The organism is Bacillus sp. LBG-1-113 (genome assembly GCF_020708615.1).
Classification (GTDB): Bacteria; Bacillota; Bacilli; order Bacillales; family Bacillaceae; genus Bacillus; species Bacillus mojavensis.
The window spans coordinates 91,392-113,628 of the sequence record NZ_JAJFDG010000004.1; the positions used below are offsets into that span (position 1 = coordinate 91,392).

General features: G+C 46.8%; 5 protein-coding genes. All 5 read left to right on the forward strand.

Features of this window, described 5'->3' with window-relative positions:
• Positions 1–16: 16 nt before the first annotated feature.
• From LJF29_RS12215 to LJF29_RS12235, 5 genes are read left to right on the forward strand one after another with little or no spacing between them, the layout of a single operon-like run.
• Entirely contained in the window at positions 17–2,689 is a 2,673-nt protein-coding gene (locus LJF29_RS12215) for a non-ribosomal peptide synthetase (RefSeq protein ID WP_229148760.1), read from the forward strand.
• Positions 2,682–7,205 (forward strand): type I polyketide synthase, encoded by a 4,524-nt coding sequence (locus tag LJF29_RS12220; RefSeq protein ID WP_229148762.1) that lies wholly within the window; start codon positions 2,682–2,684, stop codon positions 7,203–7,205. Before LJF29_RS12215 ends, LJF29_RS12220 begins: the two co-directional genes overlap by 8 nt.
• Before the next feature lie 17 nt (positions 7,206–7,222).
• Positions 7,223–14,782 (forward strand): type I polyketide synthase, encoded by a 7,560-nt coding sequence (locus tag LJF29_RS12225; protein WP_229148766.1) that lies wholly within the window; start codon positions 7,223–7,225, stop codon positions 14,780–14,782.
• Positions 14,783–21,202 carry a type I polyketide synthase gene (locus tag LJF29_RS12230; RefSeq protein WP_229148768.1) on the forward strand — a complete coding sequence of 2,140 codons (6,420 nt, stop codon included), beginning with the start codon at positions 14,783–14,785 and terminating at the stop codon, positions 21,200–21,202.
• Complete coding sequence (locus LJF29_RS12235; protein WP_229148769.1) at positions 21,195–22,196, forward strand: phosphotransferase enzyme family protein; 1,002 nt, start codon at positions 21,195–21,197, stop codon at positions 22,194–22,196. Before LJF29_RS12230 ends, LJF29_RS12235 begins: the two co-directional genes overlap by 8 nt.
• The last annotated feature ends 41 nt before the right edge of the window (positions 22,197–22,237 follow it).

Sequence of the window (22,237 nt, forward strand, 5' to 3'; positions counted from 1 at the left end):
AATAGGTGAATATAGAATGAATCAAACCGATGTCTTTCAATTGAAAACTGCAGCTCTTGAAAAAGTGAAGGAGCGGCAATATTGGACGGCTGCATTATCTCATATCCCGACGGACTGCCGTTTTCCTTATCATTCACAGCACCTTGACCAAAAAGATGAAGAAGCTTCATTAACTTTCACATTTCCGCCTCAGCTGGAAAAGGCCATCTTAAAGGCAGCCGGAGCATCGGATTTGCGTCTGTTTATCATTTTTATGACTACAGCGGTCACACTGCTGCATCGGTACACCGGAAGGACGGATATCATAACGGCGGCTCCTGTACTGAAGCAGCGGGAAACGCAGCCGATAATCAATGATCTTCTTCCGCTGCTGGTGAAAACAGATCCTTCTATGAGTTTCAGAGACTGCCTTGAGCGGGTGAAACAGGCTTTTCAACAAGCGCATGCCCATCAAAATTATCCTGTGAAAATCCTGTTGGATGAGCTTCATCCTTTGCATAAAAAGGGGGAGCCCCGCTTCGGGATTTCCCTTGCAGTGGCTGGCCTTCAGCAGCCTGCGTCATTGAAAGAGATGGACACCGATTTATTGATTTCTATCCAGCGTGATGAAGGGATATTGACTGGTAAGGTGAGCTGGAATTTGAAGCATTACACATTTGAAACTGCTGAACGGATAGCGGGACATTTTTGCACGCTGACAGAGCAGGCAATGTCAGCACCAGAGACACTCATCTCTGAGCTGCAATTTCTTTCTCAAGAAGAGAGAGAGCAAATCACCACCGCTTTTAATCAAACAGATCAGCCATATCCGAAAAATAAATCCATTGTCGACCTTTTCAAAGAACAGGCCGATCGCAAGCCGGATCAGCCTGCGATTGTTTATGAAGATGTCAGCTTCACATACCGTGAGGCAGATGAATTGTCAGACCGAATCGCGGCTTTTTTGATAAAAGAAGGTGTTCGCCATGAGGAGCCTGTGGGGCTGATGGTCGATCGCTCGGCTGAAATGGTGATTGGCATATTGGGCATTTTGAAAGCTGGCTGTCCCTATCTGCCTCTAGATGTGAATCTTCCGTCTGAGCGGATGGAATATATGCTGAAAAACAGCGGTTCGCTTTTAGTGATCACGAATGAAGACACTGCCAATTCTGCTGACCGGCAAAACAGATTGTTTATAGAGGAGATGCTGAAATTCGATCAGGCAGCGGAGCAGGAGCGTCAGCCGTCTCCTGAAGACCTCGCTTACGTGCTGTATACATCCGGGACAACTGGCAAACCGAAAGGCGTGATGGTTGAGCACCGTCAAGTCGTCAATTTGGTGTCTGGCCTGGACGGCATTCATTTTCAGCCGCTTTCACAAGTGCACCTCCGCATAGGAATGCTTGCGTCACATATTTTTGATGCTTCGGTGCAAACGCTGTTTCCCGCGCTGCTTCTCGGGCACACCTTATATATTGCACCGGATCATGCGAGGATGGATGGAAAAGGGCTGTGGTCATTTTATGAAGAGAATCGCATTCATATTTCAGACGCAACGCCATCCCATTTACGCCTTATGATCAAAGCGGCTGATGAGAATGAGCCGCATCACGTTGAAGAGCTGAAGTTAATATTGGCTGGTGGCGAAGTCCTACCGCCCCAATTGGTTCAGCAATTTTTACAAACGTTTCGAGCTGACAAGCCAGTGATGACAAATAATTACGGACCGACGGAATGCGCGGTACAGTCAGCCGCTTTTATCATTCCCGAGTCTTGGAAGGAAGCAGCTGTGCCGATCGGCAGGCCGATGCCGAATGAGCAGATTTTTATTTTAGATCACTGCGGCCAGCCTGTGCCGATCGGCGTGTACGGAGAATTATGCATTGCAGGCGACGGGGTGGCTAGAGGATATATCAACCAGCCTGAGCTGACGGCTAAAAAGTTTACAGTACCGCAATATATTCCTGCCAGCAAGCTTTATCGTACCGGTGACTTAGCGAGATGGCGTTCTGACGGATTGATCGAATTTTTCGGCAGATACGATGATCAAGTGAAAATCAGAGGATTCAGAGTGGAACTTGATGAGATTAGGCAGACACTGCTAGATTACCGCGAGTCCGGACAAATCATTCATGATGCTGTGGTCATTCCAGTTCGGAAGGAATCAAATGATCAGTTTCTTGTGGCGTATCTGATTTCCGATCAAAAGCTGAAAACTCGAAAAATGAGAGGGTTTTTAGCATCAAAGCTGCCCGGTTATATGATCCCGAGACGGTTCATTCGGGTGGAATCATTTCCGATGAACCTGTCGGGAAAGCTCGATCTTCAGGCGCTCCCTGATCCAACGGAAGAGCCTGAATCGCTCGAGAAAGTCATAAAACCGCACAATGAAACCGAGAAAAAATTAGTTTCAATTTTTGCCGAGATTTTGAATATCCCTGAATCTGATATCAGCATGGAGGATAACTTTTTTGATATCGGCGGAAACTCATTTCATATCGTTGAACTATCGAACAAAATGAAAGAGCAGTTCGGGCAGGAGTTATCAGTTATTCAACTGTTCCAATACACTTCCGTATCGGCAATAGCAGCCCAGCTCAGCCGGCAAGTGGAGCCTGAGAATTCTGCAGCAGATGCTGAGGGGGCGGAAGAGGCAGCGGAAGATTTAGAAAATGTCGTACAACTGTTAGGCGGGAACTCTGATGAGTAAAACAACAGGCTTAGAAATAGCTATTATTGGAATGGCGTGCCGTTTCCCAGGTGCCAGAAATATTGAGGAGTTTTGGGAGAACCTCAAAACAGGCACGGAGTCGATTACGTTTTTCTCAAAAGAAGAACTGATGGAAGCTGGTGTTCCTGAAGAACAACTGGATCATAAGGATTACGTCAGAGCCAAAGGAAAAGTGGACAGGCATGACCATTTCGATGCGGCGTTTTTCGGCTACTCGCAGCGGGAGGCTGAGGTGATGGACCCGCAAGTGCGAATGTTTCATGAAGTCGCATGGGAATCGCTTGAAAACGCGGGCTACAATCCGGAAAACTATTCGCAGCCTATCGGCTTATTCGGCGCGGCTTCTGCAAATTTGTACTGGCAGGCAAGCTCAATGCTGTTGAGAAGCAGCAGTTCTTCTGAGCAGTTTGCAGCAGTCCAGTTGACGGATAAGGATTTTATGAATACGCAAGTTTCCTACAAATTAAATTTAAAAGGACCGAGCATCGCAGTGGATACAGCCTGTTCTTCCTCTCTCACCGCTGTGCATCTCGCATCCAGGGCTTTGCTTACTGGCGACTGTAAAATGGCGCTCGCCGGCGGAGTGACGGTGACTTGTCCCCACAAAAAAGGCTATATGTATCAAGAAGGGATGATTATGTCGCCGGACGGCCACTGCCGTACCTTTGACGCAGAAGCAAAAGGGACGGTCGGCGGTGAAGGCTGCGGTGTCGTCGTGTTGAAAACCTTAAAGCAGGCGCTGAAGGATCAAGATCATATTTACGCTGTCATTAAAGGATCAGCCTATAATAATGACGGCAGCCGGAAAGTTGGCTTTACCGCCCCGAGTATCGAAGGGCAGGCGGATGTCATTAAAAAAGCGCTGAATATCAGCCGAGTAGAGCCTGAAAGCATTTCTTATATCGAAGCACACGGCACGGGCACCTCTCTTGGGGACCCTGTTGAAATAGAGGCGCTCAAACAAGCGTTTCAAACCGATAAAAAACAGTACTGCGCAATAGGGTCAGTTAAAACAAATATCGGTCACTTGGATTCAGCCGCTGGAATTGCGGGGTTGATTAAAACGGCGCTTAGTCTCAAAGCGAGAACCCTGCCGCCAAGCCTTCATTATCAAAAGCCAAATCCGAAAATTGATTTTGAAAACAGCCCTTTTTATGTCAGCGCATCAGCAAAAAAATGGACAACATCTGCCCAGGTACTCCGGGCGGGGGTCAGTTCCTTCGGTATCGGCGGCACGAATGTTCATGTCGTTATGGAGGAGCCGCCGCTAAAGGAACGATGTTATAAAGATCAGGAAGAGTCACTCATGCTTGTATCTGCCCGATCTCAAAAAGCCGCGGTGAAGGCTGTCGATCAGGTGAAGCAATTTATAAAAGAGAACAAAGAGGTGCCCCTTCAGGACATTTCGTACACACTGCAGGAGGGCCGCCAGCATTTTCAGTACCGCCAGGCTTTTACGGCAGGTCCTTTAGGGATAACAAGCGGAATGTCAAAGCCTTCTCTGGCGCTGGAGAAGCCGGCTGTCGTTTTTATGTTTTCCGGACAAGGCTCCCAATATGTCAATATGGGGAAACAGCTGTTTGATACGGAGCTTATATTTCATGAGGAGTTGCAACGCTGTTTTACCATTCTCCAATCAGAGGAAGGAATCAATATAAGCAGCGTGATGTTTCCAGCTGATGAAGCAGAAAGCGCAGAAGCTGAAAGGCTTATCCATCAAACATCGTATACGCAGCCGATTCTGTTTTCTTTTGAATATGCGCTGGCGTCCCTCTTAATCAAAAAGGGGCTTAAGCCGCAGTACATGATCGGCCACAGTATAGGGGAAATAGCGGCAGCCTGCCTGTCCGGCGTTTGTTCATTAGAAGACGCCCTCCATATGGTGGCGGTGAGAGGCCGGCTGATGCAGGATATGCCCGAGGGAGAAATGCTAAGTGTCGCCCTGCCTTGCAGAGAGACAGAGATGGAATTGACGGCGGGAGTTGAGCTGTCGGCTTCAAACAGCTCGGGTTTATCGGTTGTATCGGGGCAAAGAGAGCCGATTAATGCCCTTGCCGCCAGCCTGCAGAAAAAAGGAGTGGCGATTCAGCATTTAAAAACGTCTCATGCGTTCCATTCAAGCATGATGGAGCCGGCGGCATCCCGTTTTGTTGATTGTCTTCAAGATATGGAATTACAAGCAAACGGCATCCCCTTTATTTCGAATGTGACAGGTGATTGGATAAAAGGGGAGCAGGCGGCAGATCCGCATTATTGGGCCTCTCATATTATGAAAAAGGTTGACTTTGATTCAGGGCTGAATACACTGCTGCGAATGGACAACGTTGTATTTGTCGAAATCGGACCGGGGAATACATTAACGCAATTTGTAAGAAAGCATAAGAGCTTCACTGATCGGCATGCCGCTGTAAACATCATCAGGCATCCGAAAGAAGCATCGTCTGACCGGACATATCTGTTAAATAGCATCGGTAAGATTTGGGCGCATGGTACAAGCTTCAGCTGGGAGCATTTTCGCCAAGATGACTCATACGAAAGAGTTCCGCTTCCGACGTATCCTTTTGAGCATCAAATATTTCCCGATCCGCAACCGTCTCAAGGCAGTATGGAGGAGAAGATCAAAAAAGAATTAAAACTAAGTGCTACATCGGATGAACAGCAGCTTCCTTTTGATAAATGGTTTTCCATCCCAATCTGGGAAAGAACAGAACCGGCTATCAAGACAAGAACCCACAAAGGAAAGCAGATACTCATTTTTGAACAAAACAGTAATGTCAGCCAATATCTCTTAAAACAGCAAGCGGAAGCAGTGTCTGTCCTGCCGGGTGATCGCTTTGCAGAAATAGACAGAAACACGTTTACAGTAAATCATCGTGAAACCTCTCATCTGCAAAAACTTCTGGATGAGCTGAAAATAAGGGGATTTGTCCCTGATGAAATCCTCTGCATGTGGATGCAGGATTCTAATCACTGTGATGCGGACATTGCGGAACACACATTAGCCGGTTATCTTCCTCTTCTTGATCTTGTCCGGTTGCTGGCAGAGAGTAATAAAAGAATGAACATCACCGCTGTGACAAATCAGGCGCATGATGTGACGGGAATGGAAGACCTTCAGCCCCACCAGGCCGCACTCACAGGAGTCTGTCTGACCATTCCTCAAGAGTATAAGCAAATCAGCTGCAAAACCGTCGATCTTTGTCCGCATCCGCGGCACGGTCAATCAGGCTGGGCTGAAATCATTTCTTATGAACTGACTAAAGAAGATGATCAGCCAGTGGTGGCTTATCGAGGAAACAGCAGGTGGATTCGGCGGGCGAAGCAGGCGGTCAAACAAGATGAGATGGATATGACGGACACTCTCAGGTACAAAGGTGTTTATTTCATTACAGGAGGCCTCGGCGGGATCGGATTATCGCTTGCATCTTATTTAGCCGAAAAGGTTCAAGCAAAACTGGTGCTGCTAAGCCGAACAAGCCTGCAAGATATGGAAGAAGCCGAAAACGGCACGGCTGAATCCAGAAAACTCAAAGCGGTGGCTGAGCTTGAGAAGCTGGGATCTGAGGTGCTGGTATTGCAGGCGGACGTTTCAGACGAGGCAGAGCTTCAAAACGCTTTGCAAAAGGCAGAATACCGGTTCGGACAAGACATTCATGGCGTTATTCATGCAGCGGGCGTTCCCGATGGTAAAGTGATTCAAGCAAGGACACCAGACGATGAGTGGCATATGGCAAAAGCCAAAATCGCAGGAACTGCTCTGTTAAGAAAAGCATTTAGAGACAAACATCCGGACTTCTTTCTGCTTTGTTCCTCTTTGGTTTCGTTTTTAGGAGCAGGAGGCCAGGTCGGCTACGCAGCAGCAAATGCATTTTTGGACAGTTTTGCACATGCATGCAGAAAAGAAGGCGAAAACATGATAGCGGTCAACTGGGACCGCTGGGAACAAGTAGGGATGTCGCATGAATCGGAAACGGCAGCCATCCTTTCGAAAATAGTGAACACAGATGAGCAAAACAAAGGAATCCTGCCGGCTCTAGGCGCAAATGCGTTTAGGAAAGCTTTGCAGCTGAACTATCCGCAAGTGCTGATTTCACTGCAGGACGTACACAAACGAATAGAAGACAGCTATGTGAAAAAGGATGGACAAAACGCAGAGCCTGTACTGACGAAAGAGCGCTTGGACACTCTTGAAGAAAGGCTGATGGATATCTTCAAAGATTATTTTCATTCCGAGACTGATGTAAATATAAATTTCTTTGAATTAGGGGCTTCTTCACTTGATCTTCTTCAAGTAAGCGGCAGGATCAAAGCTGAACTTGGCGTGGATATCCCGGTTGTGATGATGTACAGCCACCCGACGGTTGCAGCGCTAACCCAAGCCGTCAAATCTCAGCAAAGCGGTGATGAATTGCACAAAAAAGGAATAGAGCCAGATCGCCAAAAAGTCATAAATGAAGGGAAAAACCGGCGAAAACAGCGAATGAGACGAAAATAGATGGGAGGCTGATTTCCATGGCTGACGATAAACAATGGACAGAAACAGGATTGGAAATAGCGGTAGTCGGTATGGCAGGCAAGTTTCCAGGCGCGGCAAATATTGATGAGTATTGGAGCAACATTTTAAAAGGAACAGAATCGGTCACTCAATTTACCGATGAAGAATTAAAAGAAGCCGGAGTGGATGAGTCGCTGCTTCATCAAGAGGAGTATGTAAAAGCAAAGCCGATCATTGATCAAGTTTCTGACTTTGATGCAGAGTTTTTCGGCTACTCACCCAGAGAAGCTGCTTTGATGGATCCTCAAATCAGACTCATGCATGAATGTACCTGGGAAGCGCTGGAGCATGCGGGCTGTGATGCTGAACGATTTAACGGGCTGATCGGGCTGTATGCTGGTGCTTCCAGCAATTTGTCCTGGATGGGCCGACATATGTCTTCTCTTCATAAGAATGAAGACGCTTTTCAAATCATGCACTTAAATGATTCGTCGTTCGCGTCACGAATCGCTTATAAACTTAATTTGAAAGGTCCGAGTGTATCCGTTCAAACCGCTTGCTCGACTTCTCTTGTCGCGATTCATATGGCATGCCAGGGCTTGATTGGAGGAGAATGTGACCTTGCATTAGCTGGAGGTGTGACCCTGAGCCTGCCGCATATATCTGGGTACCTTTATCAGGAAGGAATGATCTATTCATCAGACGGTCATTGCCGACCATTTGATGAAAAGGCGAACGGAACCATTTTTGGTGAAGGAGCCGGAGTGGTTGCATTAAAGCGATTGAAAGATGCCCAAGCTGACGGCGATGTGATTTATGCGGTTATCAAGGGCTCTGCAATTAATAATGATGGAAATAATAAAGCCGGGTATACGGCTCCAAGTGTGGAAGGCCAGGCAAATGTCATTGCCACAGCTATGGAAATGGCGGAAACGGACCCGGAAACCATTGGTTATGTTGAGGCCCACGGGACAGGAACGCCAGTCGGAGATCCGATCGAAATAGAGGCGCTTATCCGTGCTTTCAATACAGATAAAAAAGCATATTGCCGCATTGGTTCTGTTAAAGCGAACATCGGGCATCTGGACGCCGCATCTGGGATAGCAGGATTTATCAAAACCGTTATGATGCTACATTATAAAAAGTTACCGCCCGCTTTTCACTATCAAAAATCGAACCCGCGCATCAAGTTTGAGAACACGCCGTTTTTCGTCAATACAGAACTGACCGAGTGGGAATCTCTGCAAGGACCGAGAAGAGCCGGAGTGAGCGCCTTTGGAATCGGCGGGGCTAATGCGCACGTTGTCCTTGAAGAGCCTCCATTTCTTACTGATGAAATGCCAGCCGGCAGTCCTGAGCTTGTTGTTCTTTCTGCGAGAACAAGGCAAGAGCTTGACCGCTCTATGGATCAAATGGCTGATTTTCTTCGCCGGAATCCCGAAGCGCCGTTGCCAGCCATAGCTCGTACATTACAGCTTGGCAGAAAACAATTTCAGTACAGAATCTCATTTGTTGCTTCACATCAAAAGGATTTGCTTGATCAGCTTTCTGATCATCGGCGTGAGAAACGAATCAGCGAATCGACAGCTGTTCCAAGCAGTACCATGTTTGTATTTGCGGGAGACGTTCAAGAGGGCTTTGGCCGATATGCGCACCTGTACTGCACAGAGAACCTGTTCAAAAAAGAAGTTGATGTTTGTCTTGAACAGTTGCAAAACGTTTTTCAGCAGGATGTCCTCAGCTTCTTAAAAGCGTGCATTTCTGCCCCAAAAACATACCGAGAAGAGAAAGAGCTGGGATTGGTCCATGCGTTGTCGTTCATCATGGAATTCGCCGCAGCCCGTTTTTTACAGCACATCGGCATTACGCCAGACCGCTTTATCGGGCGGGGATTCGGAGAGTTTACGGCGGCCTGTGCGGCAGGGATGTTTTCCTTTGAAGAAGGTGCCATTGCTGCATATAAACGTGGAGAGTTAATCAGCGTGTCCCCAGCAGGAAAAATGTTCGGTGTCAGTCTATCAGAATCGGATATCATTCAATACTTAGAAAAATCATTATCTCTTGCACTGATTGATGAGCGGTATTGTGCTGTCTCCGGTTTGCCAGAGGATGTGTATCAGCTGAAGGCACGGCTTGAACAAGAAGGAATAGCTGCTGAGTTATTTGATGGAAATACCGCGTATCAATCGGATCTGCTGGCTGACGCAGCGGAAGAATTCATGCGCTTCCTTGGTACGATGGAAATAAGATCACCAGACATTCCAGTCGTTTCATCCGTCACTGGAAAAGTTCTTACAAATGACGAAGCAGCAGATGCCAGCTATTGGGCCGGCCAAATTTGCAAGCCGATTCGATTCTTTGAACACATCTCGTCTTGCTTGCGGGAGGAACCTGCTGTTTGCATAGATCTACGTTTGACTCAGGGTGCATCAGTATTTACAGAGCGCCGATCAGTTGGCTTGACGGGTGAACTTGGCACGCGAGGATACACAGACGTTTTAAAGTTACATATATACGGAGCGTTGTGGAGTCTTGGCGTCGAGATTGATTTCAGCGCCCTGCATGAACCTCAGTATAATAAAAGATTAGCACTGCCGACTTACCCTTTTACAAAGCAGCATTTCCCGCTGCCTGACAGCTTAGCACAGGATAGGGAGGAAGGTGCGCCTCAGCAACAGGCGGATCCGCATCCCGAATTATCGGTCTTGACGTTATCAGCTGTTGAAAAGGCAATCAGTGAAATTGTCATAAAGCATTTTGGATACCATGAACTGGACGATGAGATGCCGTTTTTTGAGCTAGGGGCTACGTCACTTGATATCTCTCAATTGGCGGCAAAATTCACGGATTATCTGAAATGGAAAGTGGATCCGGTTATGCTTTATCAATTTGCCACAGTTCGCAGCTTGGCGAAGCATCTTCATCAACAGGTTCAAACGATGACCGGGCAGCCGCAAAAGACGCAGCATCAAAAGGTGCCGCAAAGCCTTCCGAACGGCCGGGGATCTGATATTGCGATCATCGGCATGGCAGGACGTTTTCCGGGAGCCGGCAATTTGGATGAGTTTTGGAATAATCTCGTAAACGCCAAAGAATCTGTCAGTTTCTTTACGGATGAAGAATTAAAAGCGTCAGGCATTGATGATCAGCTCTTGCAGCATCCCGGTTATGTAAAAGCGAAGGGTATCATCGAGGATTCCGATATGTTTGATGCTGACTTTTTCCAATATTCCTCAAGAGAAGCAGAACTGATGGACCCGCAATTCAGGCTTTTGCATGAATGCGCATGGGAAGCGTTAGAGGATGCGGGCTGCGATCCGGAACGAACAACAGGTAAAATTGGCGTGTATGCCGGGACGAGTCCGAACCTTGAATGGATTACCCGTTTTGCGGGGAAGCTGGATGGGGCCGAACAGTTCAGTTCCATGCTGTTAAATGACAGAGAATTCTTCAGTACCCAGCTTGCTTATAAATTAAACCTGCACGGACCAAGCATCACGATGCAAACAGCCTGCTCCACTTCTTTAGTGAATATCGGAGCGGCATGTCAGGCGCTGCAAAGCGGGGCATGTGACGCGGCGCTTGCGGGAGGCGTAACCGTCAGCACGCCTTTGCGATCAGGGTATGTGTATCAGGACGGTATGATTCAGTCACCGGACGGGCATTGCCGACCTTTTGATCATGATGCAGGCGGTACAGTCTTTGGTGATGGTGCCGGAATCATTGTTTTAAAAAGGTATGAGGACGCTGTTAAGGAAGGACATACCATTCACGCGGTCATAAAAGGGGTAGGGATGAATAATGATGGAAGCCGAAAAGTCGGTTTTACCGCTCCGAGTGTAGAAGGTCAGGCAGAAGTATTAAAGAATGCGTACGAGAATGCCGGTGTCGATCCGGAAACAGTGGGGTATATCGAAGCTCACGGAACCGGTACAAAAATGGGCGACCCAATCGAAATAGAAGCGCTGAGCCAGGTCTTTAAAAGTGATAAAACGATGACAGTTCCAATCGGGTCAGTTAAAAGCAATGTCGGGCATTTAAACAGTGCTGCAGGTATTGCCGGCCTCTTTAAGGCCGTCTTATCGCTAAAATATAAAACAATTCTGCCAAGTTTGAACTATAAATCGCCTAATCCGCATATTCAATTTGACCGGACGCCGTTTTATGTCAATGCTGAGGCAAAATACTGGAAGGAATCCAGTTATCCTAGGCGGGCCGGTGTCAGCTCCTTCGGAATCGGCGGGACAAACGCACATGTCGTACTGGAAGAAGAGCCGCTGTCAGGCAAAGAAGCTTCTGAAAGACAAAGACATCTGCTTGTTTTGTCAGCTAAAACTGACACAGCTTTAGACCGGATGACCAATCGTTTGAAGGAATTTCTCCAGACGCATCCGGACGTTCCGTTAGAGGATGTGGCATATACCTTACAAACCGGCAGAAAACAATTTCCATACAGGAAATCTGTCGTGCTGTCAAAATCAGCGGAATGGGATAGCGGCGCAGAACTCACAGGCTTTCAAAGAAACAGCGGGCGCCCGGCTGCCTTTATGTTTTCAGGCCAAGGCTCTCAGTATATTGATATGATGAAAGATTTATATGAAGCAGAACCAGTGTTTCAGAAAGAAGCAAACCGCTGCTTTGCCTTGGCTGAAAAAACACATCAGATGGATTTGAAGGCGACCGTCTTTCCAGATTCAAAAGACGGGGTGCGACTGACGGATACTGCTGTTGTGCAGCCGTTGCTGTTTATCTTTGAATACGCGCTCGCAAAGCTGCTGCAAAGCGCAGGCATTTCACCGGATTATATGATCGGGCACAGTATTGGCGAGTATACCGCAGCGTGCCTGTCAGGCGTGTTTTCGTTAGACACAGCCTTAATGCTGGTCATGGAGCGGGGACGATTGATGCAGAAATTGGAGTCCGGGGCGATGATGAGTGTCCAGCTATCCGAGGATGAGCTGCAGCCGCTGCTTGCCAACGGTCTATCGCTTGCGGCTGTCAATGCTCATGATTTATGCGTAGTATCCGGAAAAAGTGAGGAGATTGAGGCGTTAGCGGTTCTCCTTGAAGAGAAGGGCATTGCCGGGCGGCAGCTGCATACTTCTCATGCTTTTCATTCCTATATGATGGAGCCGATTCTTGCGGAATTTGAAGCGCTTGTAAAGCAAATGGATATTCATCCCCCAAGTATTCCTTTTGTCTCCAACGTAACAGGAACATGGATACTGCCGGAACAAGCAGCAGATCCGACTTATTGGTCTCAGCACTTGAGAGGCACAGTGCGTTTCCAAGAAGGATTAGAGCAAATTCTAAGTGATGAAAACGTGCTGTTGATCGAAGTCGGTCCCGGCAGCACACTCAGTACATTTGCCAAAAGGCATAAGAAGCGAACAAGCCGGCATGACATCGTTCATACAGTCCGGCATGCTCAAGAAACGGCTAATGACCATGCTTATTTCTTGAAGAAATTAGGCCAGATTTGGGTATGCGGATATGAGATTGACTGGAACCAGTATTGCGGTGATAAGTCTAAGCGTCTCATATCACTGCCGCCTTATCCTTTTGAGAAAAAACGCTATTGGATAGATGCGGCTGATAATACGGCTGCTTTCGCCGCAGCTGATGAGCCAAATCGAAAGAAGACGATGGATCAATGGTTCTACCTTCCATCATGGGAAAGAAAGATTCAGTCCGTAAACAGTCGAAAGCAAGAGCAGCCAGCTGAAAGCGGGAAAACGCTTGTCTTTCATGAAGGAACAGCCTTTGGAGACCGGCTGGTGCAAACGATACGCCGTCATGAGCATGAAGCGGCAGTTGTTACAAGGGGCCGGCAATTTGAAAAGGTGAACAGCAGATTATATGTCATTAATCCGGCCGACAGCACGCATTATGAGCGTTTGTTTTCGTCACTTGCTTCAGACGGACTTCTTCCAAACCGCATAATGCATCTATGGAGCGTTTCTGAACAAGGAGAAGCTCAGCAATCATTCAGTGTTTACAGTGAAAGCGGCTATTACAGTTTGATTTTTACTGCACAGGCAGCAGCCAATCAAAAACAAATGAATCAATGTGACATGTTTGTGCTGACAAGCGGCATTCATGAGGTGACGGGAGAAGAACAAATCGATGCAGAAAAGTCCCCGATTTTAGGGCCGGTGAAAGTTATACCGCAAGAATACAACCATATGAAGTGCTGGAACATTGATATCCCTCCTTTACCGGACATTTTGACATGGAAAGAAGAGGAGCTGATTGACCAGATCATGGAGGAAGCCGAAGCCCCGGATCTAGATCAGATTATCGCATATCGAAGCCGCCGCAGATGGGTGCAGACGTATCAGCCTATTCAGTTAAATAAAACATCCGGCTTGCCAGAGATGATCCGCCCGAGTGGCGTATATCTTATCACTGGAGGACTTGGCGGAATCGGTTTTGTTTTATCTAAGATGCTTGCGCAAGAAGGGAATGTCCGTCTGGTTCTGACAGGAAGAAGCGAACTTCCGCCGCGAAGCCAGTGGGAAAGCTGGTGCAAAGAACATCAGGAAGATGATCCGATAGCGGTGAAAATCGGAAAAATAAAAGAATTGGAACGGCTGGGCGCAAAGGTGACAGCCTTTCAGGCGGATGCAGGAAGCCTGTTAGATATGCAGTCTGTTATGAGAGAAATCCATGCTGAATTCGGGCAGCTGAACGGCGTCTTTCACGCCGCTGGTCTCCCGGGCAGTTCATCATTCCGGGCCATTAAGGATATACCTGCAGCAATTGAAGGCGGAGAAGATCAATTCAAGTCTAAAGTAAGAGGCCTGGAAGTGCTTGAATCGTTATTGAAAAACGAAAAAATAGATTTCTGCTTCTTGTTTTCATCGATCAGTGCTTTACTCGGCGGTCTCGGTTTTTCCGCTTACTCCGCAGCGAATATTTATATGGATGCCTTTTCCGTGAAGATGAATCAGCGCAGCGAGACTCCTTGGATATGCGTCAATTGGGATGCCTGGAACTTTTGGGGACAGCTTGAATCTACAATTGGAGAATCAATTGCTGATCTTGCGATTTTGCCCGAAGAAGGGGGCGAGCTTTTTCAATATGTGCTGTCTGATGTCCGTAATCGCCATTTATTGGTCTCAACAGGTGATTTGGATCACAGAATCAGGCAATGGGTATCCATGAATACAGAAAGCAGAGCGGGTGAGAAGAAAAAGGCAGCCGCCGTAAACACCAGACCTGAATTGAATAATCCATATGTCGCCCCGCGCAACAAAACAGAACAGATCATTTGCGGCATCTGGCAGGATTTTATGGGTTTGGAGCAGGTCGGCATACATGATAACTTTTTTGATCTTGGGGCCAGCTCTTTAGATATTGTACAAGTGACAAACCGTCTAAATAAAGAACTGGGAACAAATGAGGCGGTGGTGACTTTATTCACATACCCATCTGTGGCTGCTTTAGCGCAATTTATTAGTCCTGATCAAGAAGAAAGTGATGAGGAGAAAGAGGAATTGGCGGCTGTGTCCAGCGGACGGAGAAAAACGCGGATGCGCAATCAGCGAGATAAAAGATTGAGAGGCGGCGAATAGATGAGTAATTCTAACAATTCGAATCACGGAGCTGAAATTGCTGTTATCGGAATGGCAGGACGATTTCCGGGAGCGAAAAACATGCAGGAGTTTTGGAGCAATTTGATAAATGCGAAAGAGACAATTTCTTTTTTCACTGATGAGGAACTGAAAGAAGAGGGCGTCGATGAAGAGCTGCTGAATGATTCGCGATTTGTAAAAGCAAAAGGAATTGTGGAGGACGTAGACTTGTTTGACGCCGGCTTCTTTGACTATACGCCGAAGGAAGCGGCCATGATGGATCCGCAGTTTCGCATCTTTCATGAATGCGTGTGGACTGCGTTGGAAGATGCCGGTTATGATCCTTTCACTTATAAAGGGCAGATCGGTCTTTATACCGGAGCCGGCCTCAATGCAGAATGGGTTCTGAGGGCTCTTCAGGGTGCTAAATCGGGAGAAGACTCGAAGACGCTTGAAACAGCTGTTTTGAATATGAGGGATTACATGGCGACACTTATTTCCTATAAGCTCAATCTAAAAGGGCCGAGCATGATGGTGCAAACTGCTTGCTCGACCTCGATGGTCTCTATTCACCTTGCCGTTCAGGCTTTATTAAATGGTGACTGCCATATGGCGGTCGCAGGTGGTGTCTCCATTCGCCTTCCGCAAAAATCTGGATATCTCTATCAAGAAGGCATGATTCATTCTCCAGACGGACATTGCCGCGTCTTTGACAATGAGGCGGCAGGTACAGTTTTTGGAGATGGGGCCGGAGCTGTAATTTTAAAAACGCTTGAGGATGCGGAAGCAGACGGAGACCATATTTACGCTGTGATAAAAGGAACGGCGGTCAATAATGACGGCAGCCGTAAGGTGGGATATACGGCGCCAAGCACAAAAGGTCAGGTAACAGCCATCAAAACAGCCTTGCACATAGCCGAGGTTGATCCTGAAACCATTACGTATGTTGAGGCTCACGGCACGGGCACGACACTCGGTGATCCCATAGAGATTGAGGCTTTAAAGCAAGCCTATCAAACAGACCGCCGCGGTTACTGCAGAATAGGGTCTGTCAAGTCCAACATCGGTCATTTAAATGATGCGTCAGGTGTGGCTGGATTTATGAAGGCTGTACTCAGCTTAAAGCATAAGGTGATCCCGCCGACTCTGAATTTTAAAAAACCAAACGCCAAAATCGATTTTGCACAATCACCATTTGTCGTCAATACGGGACTCACTCCTTGGGAAGAAAATGAATTTCCGCGCAGGGCGGGTGTTAGCTCATTCGGCATAGGGGGAACAAACGCCCATGTTATATTGGAAGAAGCGCCGGCAGAGCACGGGACAGGTCAAAGACATGATGCGGAACTCTTCGTGCTGTCAGCCAAAACGCCGGCAGCGTTAGATAACATGACAGATCGGCTATCAGACTATTTTATGAAAAATCAGCAGGTCAATCTGGCTGATGCAGCATACACGCTTAAAACGGGGAGACATTCGTTCCCTTATAAAAGAGCTATTGTGGCCTCGGATGTGTCTGAGCTTCTTCAAGCTATTCATGAAAACCGCCATGAGTCTGTTAAAACCGGAAGCTCCCAAACTGCAAGCCGGCCTGTCGTCTTTCTTTTCCCAGGACAGGGAGCGCAGTATGTTGATATGGCTAAAGGGCTCTACGATACCGTACCGGTTTTCAGGGCAGAGCTCGATGACTGTTTTGACATATTAAAAAATCACATGGATACAGATCCGCGCACGGTGCTTTTCTCAAATGATAATCAGCATGATGCAGGATTGATTAATCAAACTGAATATACGCAGCCTCTTCTATTCTGTATCGAATATTCACTTGCAAAAATGCTGATCCACTGGGGAATTAAGCCAAAAGCAATGGCAGGACACAGTATTGGGGAGTATACAGCTGCAGCAATTTCAGGTGTGCTCTCTTTGGAAGATGCTCTTGAAATCGTGAGTTTTCGAGGAGCTGCACTGCAAAAACTGCCGTCCGGTTCCATGCTCAGCGTTTCTATAAGCGAAGCTGAAATCAAACGGTATACAGACGGAACGGTTTCAATCGCTGCTGTGAATGCACCGGATTCATGTGTTGTATCAGGGGAATCAGACGCGATTGAGGCATTGGAAAGGAAGTTGAGCGCCGAGGGGCACAGCTGCAGAAAGCTCCATACATCTCATGCTTTCCATTCACATATGATGGAATCGGTTTTAGAGGACATGAAACATAAACTCTCAGCCTATCAATTTAAAAATCAAAAGATCCCGTTTGTCTCAAATGTAACAGGGGACTGGATCACAGACGAAGAAGCCGGAGACCCGACATATTGGGCTCATCATTTGCGGGGGACCGTCAGATTTATGGACTGCGCAAAACGTTTAAAAGAAGAATTGAATCCGATTTTTATAGAGGTCGGTCCAGGAAATGCTTTACGTTCGTTTGTCAGCAAGCTGTATCAGGCGGAGGATCAGTCGCAAATCGCAATCCAGCTGTTGAGGCATCCGAAGGAGTCAGCCACCGATTACCGTTATTTGCTGAGCAGGCTGGGAGATGTGTGGTTGCACGGGGTTCCAATCGATTGGAAAGCTTTTTATGATCAGGAACAATGCCGCCTTATTCCGCTTCCGACGTATCCTTTTGAAAGAGAGCGCTACTGGATTGATCGGGTAAAAGAACAGCCGGGAGCACGCTCAGCGGAAGACTTTCAGCTTTTGGTGCCAGAGCAAACAAATGACGGACAGACTGATGATACAGGATCTGATGTTCCATTTACTGAGACAGAAGCGGCTTTGGCCGTCATGTGGAAGGACATACTTGGAGTCCAACGTGTCACCTTGGATGCTCACTTTTTTGAAACAGGCGGGCATTCATTAAATGCCACCGGTCTCATTTCCCGCATACACAAGGAATTTGGGGCGGACCTTACGTTAAGCGACGTGTTTCAGCATCCGACAATCCGTACGCTTGCCGCGCTTATCGAGCGCTCTGACCGAAATCAATATACAGCTATTCAGCCTGCGGAGAAAAAAGATGTCTACAGGCTGTCAGCGGCACAGCGGAGAACGTATTTAATTCATCAAAGAATCGGGCAGGTTACCACGTATAACATGCCGATGGCTCTTTTATGCCTTGGGAAAATTGATGCCGCCCGTTTCGAGGATACGTTTAAACGACTGATAGAAAGACATGAAACACTTCGTACGACGTTTGAAATAAAGGATGGAGAGCCTGTTCAAAGAATCCATCAGCAATTTGATTTTTCGATTGAACAAACACAGGCGAACATGGACGAGCTTGATGACGAAATCCGTTCATTTATCCGGCCGTTTGATCTCAAGGTCTCCCCATTAATTCGGGTAAAATTCGTTAAAATTGAGGAAGAAAAGCACGCGCTGCTGGTTGATATGCATAATATTGTGGCAGACGGCGCCTCGATGAATATTTTTATCAAAGAATTTACCCAATTATACAGAGGAGAACAGCTTCCCGGTAGCATGGTCCAGTACAAGGATTACGCGGAGTGGCAGCAGTCATTTTTCAAAAGCGAAATGTTTAAACGCCAAAAAGAGTATTGGCTGAAACAGCTTGAGGGCGAAGTGCCTGTGCTGGATATGCCGCTTGATTACGAGCGTAAAGAACAAAGCTTTTTAGGCAGGGCAATCAAGTTTACAATTCCTCCGCACGTTTTAGAAAAGCTTGAGAAAATCGGAGAGGCGCAGCAGCTGACGAACAACGTCATGCTGTTCCAGCTTTATGCCATGCTCCTGTCCCGCTATACAGACCAGCAGGAGCTGATGATTGGCTCATTGGTGGCAGGCCGGCGTCATGCGGATATTGAGCATACAATCGGTATGTTTACGAACTTCCTTCCGATTAAAGTTCATTTAAGTCCAGAAGAATCGTTTGCTGATAACCTTCAATACACGAAGAAAACATTGCTTGAAGCATATGACCATCAGGATTATCCATATGATCAAATGGCGGAAGCACTCCAGCCGGTGATTAAGCCGAATCATAATCCTTTCTTTGACACCATGCTGATTTATCACAATGAGTATGACCCGAATATAAAAATAGAGGCTGATGGACTGACATTTGAAACATATGAATTTGCAAAGGGCATTTCAAAGCTTGATATGAAAATGGATGTTGTGAAAGAAGTGACGGGAGAGCTTAAATGTGTGCTTCAATACAACCGTTCTCTTTTCACTCATGAATCTATGCAGGCGTTTGTTTCTCATTTTATCTCTCTAGCCGAAAGAGCTGCAGAAGATCCCGAAAAAATCATAAAGGACATTCCGGTGCTCAGCCAAAAAGAACAGGAAGAGGCAAAGCGAAAAAGGGAGAGCGAAGCAAACCGAACAATTGAGTGTCCATTAGCTGTTTGTTCCAATTTCACAGCTGATCCGATTGTGCCTTATCTAAAATGGTGGGGTGAACAGTTTGATATTCATTTTGACGTAAAGCTGTCTCCTTACGGGCAGGTGTTTCAAGAATTACTTAATGAAGAAAGCCTGCTGTCACGCCAAAAAAACGGTGCTAATCTGCTCCTGATCCGTCTTGAGGACATGGCGGGAGATGCTGGGCTCTCTTTGGAAGAAAGAATTTCTCACCTTCAATATAATTCAGACGAACTGCTTGCCATCATCAAGCGAAAGAAAAAGGAAGTGCCTTATTTCATCGGATTGCTGCCACTGGAAAACATGGGAGAAGGGCGGCTCTGGGACATCATCATGCAGGCACAGCAAAATTGGGTATCGCAGCTAGCTGACGAAAAGGATATCCATCTGGTTGATCTCCGCACTCTCCAACAAACGTACCAGCTTGATGATATTTTTGACCCGCAAAGTGAACGAGCGGCACGAATACCGTTCACTGAAGAGTTTTATGCGGCGATGGGTACACGGGTGGCGCGCGAGCTTACGGCATGGCTGAAACCTCCATTTAAAGCGGCTGCCATCGATTGTGACGGCACGTTGTGGAGCGGTACAGTGTCTGAAGCTGGGGCGGATGGGATCACCGTTACTCCTGCTCATCAAGCGCTGCAGCGATTCTTAAAGAAAAAACAAGAAGAGGGTCTGCTTCTTGTGCTGACAAGCAGAAACAACGAAGAAGACGTCTGGGATGTATTTGAACGTCATCCGGATATGATTTTGCAAAAGGAAGACTTTGTCCTATCTCGCGTTAATTGGAATGAAAAAGCGAGAAATATTAAAGAAATGGCGGATGAGCTGAACATCTCTGCGGATCGGTTTATATTCTTAGATGATGATCCTGCTCAATGCCTTGAGATGAACGAACGCCTGCCTGAGGTTCTAACCTTGCTTCTGCCGTCTGATACGGAATCCATCCCAATGTTTTTAGAACACATCTGGGCATTTGACAGGTTCAGAGTGACAGAAGCTGATCATAAACGCACGGAACGGTACTTGGCCGCGCAAGAAAGAAAAATAGATCTCAAAACGGCCCGTTCACTTGAAGAATTTCTCTCCGGCTTAGGGCTGCGTGTCGCTTTGACTGAAATGACAGAAGAGCATTTGCCGCGTGTTGCTCAAATGAGTGCGAGAATCAATCAGTTCAATTTGAATCCGTCGGTTTACCGAGAGGAGAAGCTTGCCCAGCGGCTTGATACGGACGGACACATCGGCTGGATTGTTGAAGCGGCGGACAGATTTAGTGATGAAGGCATTGTTGGTGCGATCATGGGAGTCCTAATGGAAGACTCATTAAAGATCGATACATTTTTGCTCAGCTGCCGCGCATTAGGCAAAGGAATAGAACATAAAGTGCTGTCAGGGCTGGCTTCATATGCACGGGAAAAACAGCTTGCGACGCTATCCTTGGAGTTTAAGGATTCAGGCAGAAACCGGGCCTTTTCTGAATTCTTGGCTGTGCATCGTTTTAAAGAAGAAGCGGATCGGGTTTATCACATCTCTGTGTATGATGTAGAGGATCGAAGCGGGCATATCGAATGGGCATCCTCTCGGCAGCCTGCGCCAGATGGAACGGAGAAAACGGCTGCAAGTGATGTATTGCCGCAAGCTTTCATTGAAAACACAAATGCTCATTGGGAAGTGCTGCATGCTGAACAATCCCTGCATTCTCCATATTTAGTGGCCTTAGATACAAACCGGCCGGAGCATTTGCGAGCTCTATTAGTGAAGGAACATATAGGAGCTGGAGCAGAAGAAAGCGGGCCGGAAACAGAACAGCAAAAAATACTTGCGGACATTTGGAAAGATATTCTCCACTTGGATTATGTAGGAATTGACAACGATTTCTTTGATTTAGGAGGAAATTCGCTTCTCGCTGTCAAAATGGAAGTAGAGATGGAAAAGAAGGGCTGGTATGTTAATGATTTGAATTTTGCAAAAAAACACACGATAAGAGAATTATCTAAATATATGAAGAGGGAGAATCAGCATGCATAAAGATATTAAAGCAATATTCAATGAAGAAAAGGTTCTGGCAGAAGCTGCCGTTATATATGGATTTACAAGAGAGCAGGTGCAATTCTTAGCCGATGCGGAAAACTATGTGTATGAGTTTGCCAAAGACAATGAGTCTTATATTTTAAAGATTACACACACAATTCGCAGGTCGCCTAATTACATTATGGGAGAAATGGAGTGGCTCCATCACCTTGCTGAAGGAGGACTCTCAGTAGCCAAACCGATCCCGTCGCTAAATGGAAAAGATGTTGAGGAAGTGCCAGATGGAAATGGCGGAGCGTTTTTACTCAGAGTATATGAGAAAGCGCCTGGGCATAAAGTAGACGAATCTGACTGGAATGAAAAACTATTTTTCGAGCTTGGCAGATATACAGGGAAAATGCACAGTCTGACAAAAAGCTACAAGCTGAGCAATCCTGCTTTTAAAAGACAGGAGTGGGATGAAGAGGAACAGCTGAAGCTCAGAAAGTATGTTCCTGAAGATCAGACGAAGGTTTTTCAGCAGGCAGATGCTTTAATGGAAGAGCTGCGTCAGTTGCCAAAGGGTCGGGATAGTTACGGCTTGGTTCACGCTGATCTGCACCATGGAAATTTTAATTGGGATCATGGGAAAATCACTACGTTTGATTTTGACGATATCGGCTATAACTGGTTCGTCAATGATATAAGCATCCTTCTCTACAATGTGCTGTGGTATCCGGTTATTCCATATGAAAATAAAACTGCTTTTACAGAAGAATTTATGACGAATTTTATGAAAGGCTACAGGGAGGAAAATGAAATTGATGCCGTATGGCTCAAGAAAATCCCGGATTTTCTCCGTCTGCGCCATATGCTGATTTATGGATTGCTGCATCAAATGTTTGACCTTGATTCAATAGGAGAAGAAGAAAAAGAAATGCTAAAGGGATTCAGAAACGATATCGAAAATCAAACGCCGATAACCGAATTTGACTTTTCGGCTTTGGCTTAAGAAATATGCGCCGACCCTGTTCGGGACCGGCGCTCCTAAAA

Bases quoted from the DNA above. Each gene is read 5' to 3' on its own strand.
- LJF29_RS12215 (WP_229148760.1), top strand. From the start codon at position 17: ATGAATCAAACCGATGTCTTTCAATTGAAAACTGCAGCTCTTGAAAAA.
- LJF29_RS12220 (WP_229148762.1), top strand. From the start codon at position 2,682: ATGAGTAAAACAACAGGCTTAGAAATAGCTATTATTGGAATGGCGTGC.
- LJF29_RS12225 (WP_229148766.1), top strand. From the start codon at position 7,223: ATGGCTGACGATAAACAATGGACAGAAACAGGATTGGAAATAGCGGTA.
- LJF29_RS12230 (WP_229148768.1), top strand. From the start codon at position 14,783: ATGAGTAATTCTAACAATTCGAATCACGGAGCTGAAATTGCTGTTATC.
- LJF29_RS12235 (WP_229148769.1), top strand. From the start codon at position 21,195: ATGCATAAAGATATTAAAGCAATATTCAATGAAGAAAAGGTTCTGGCA.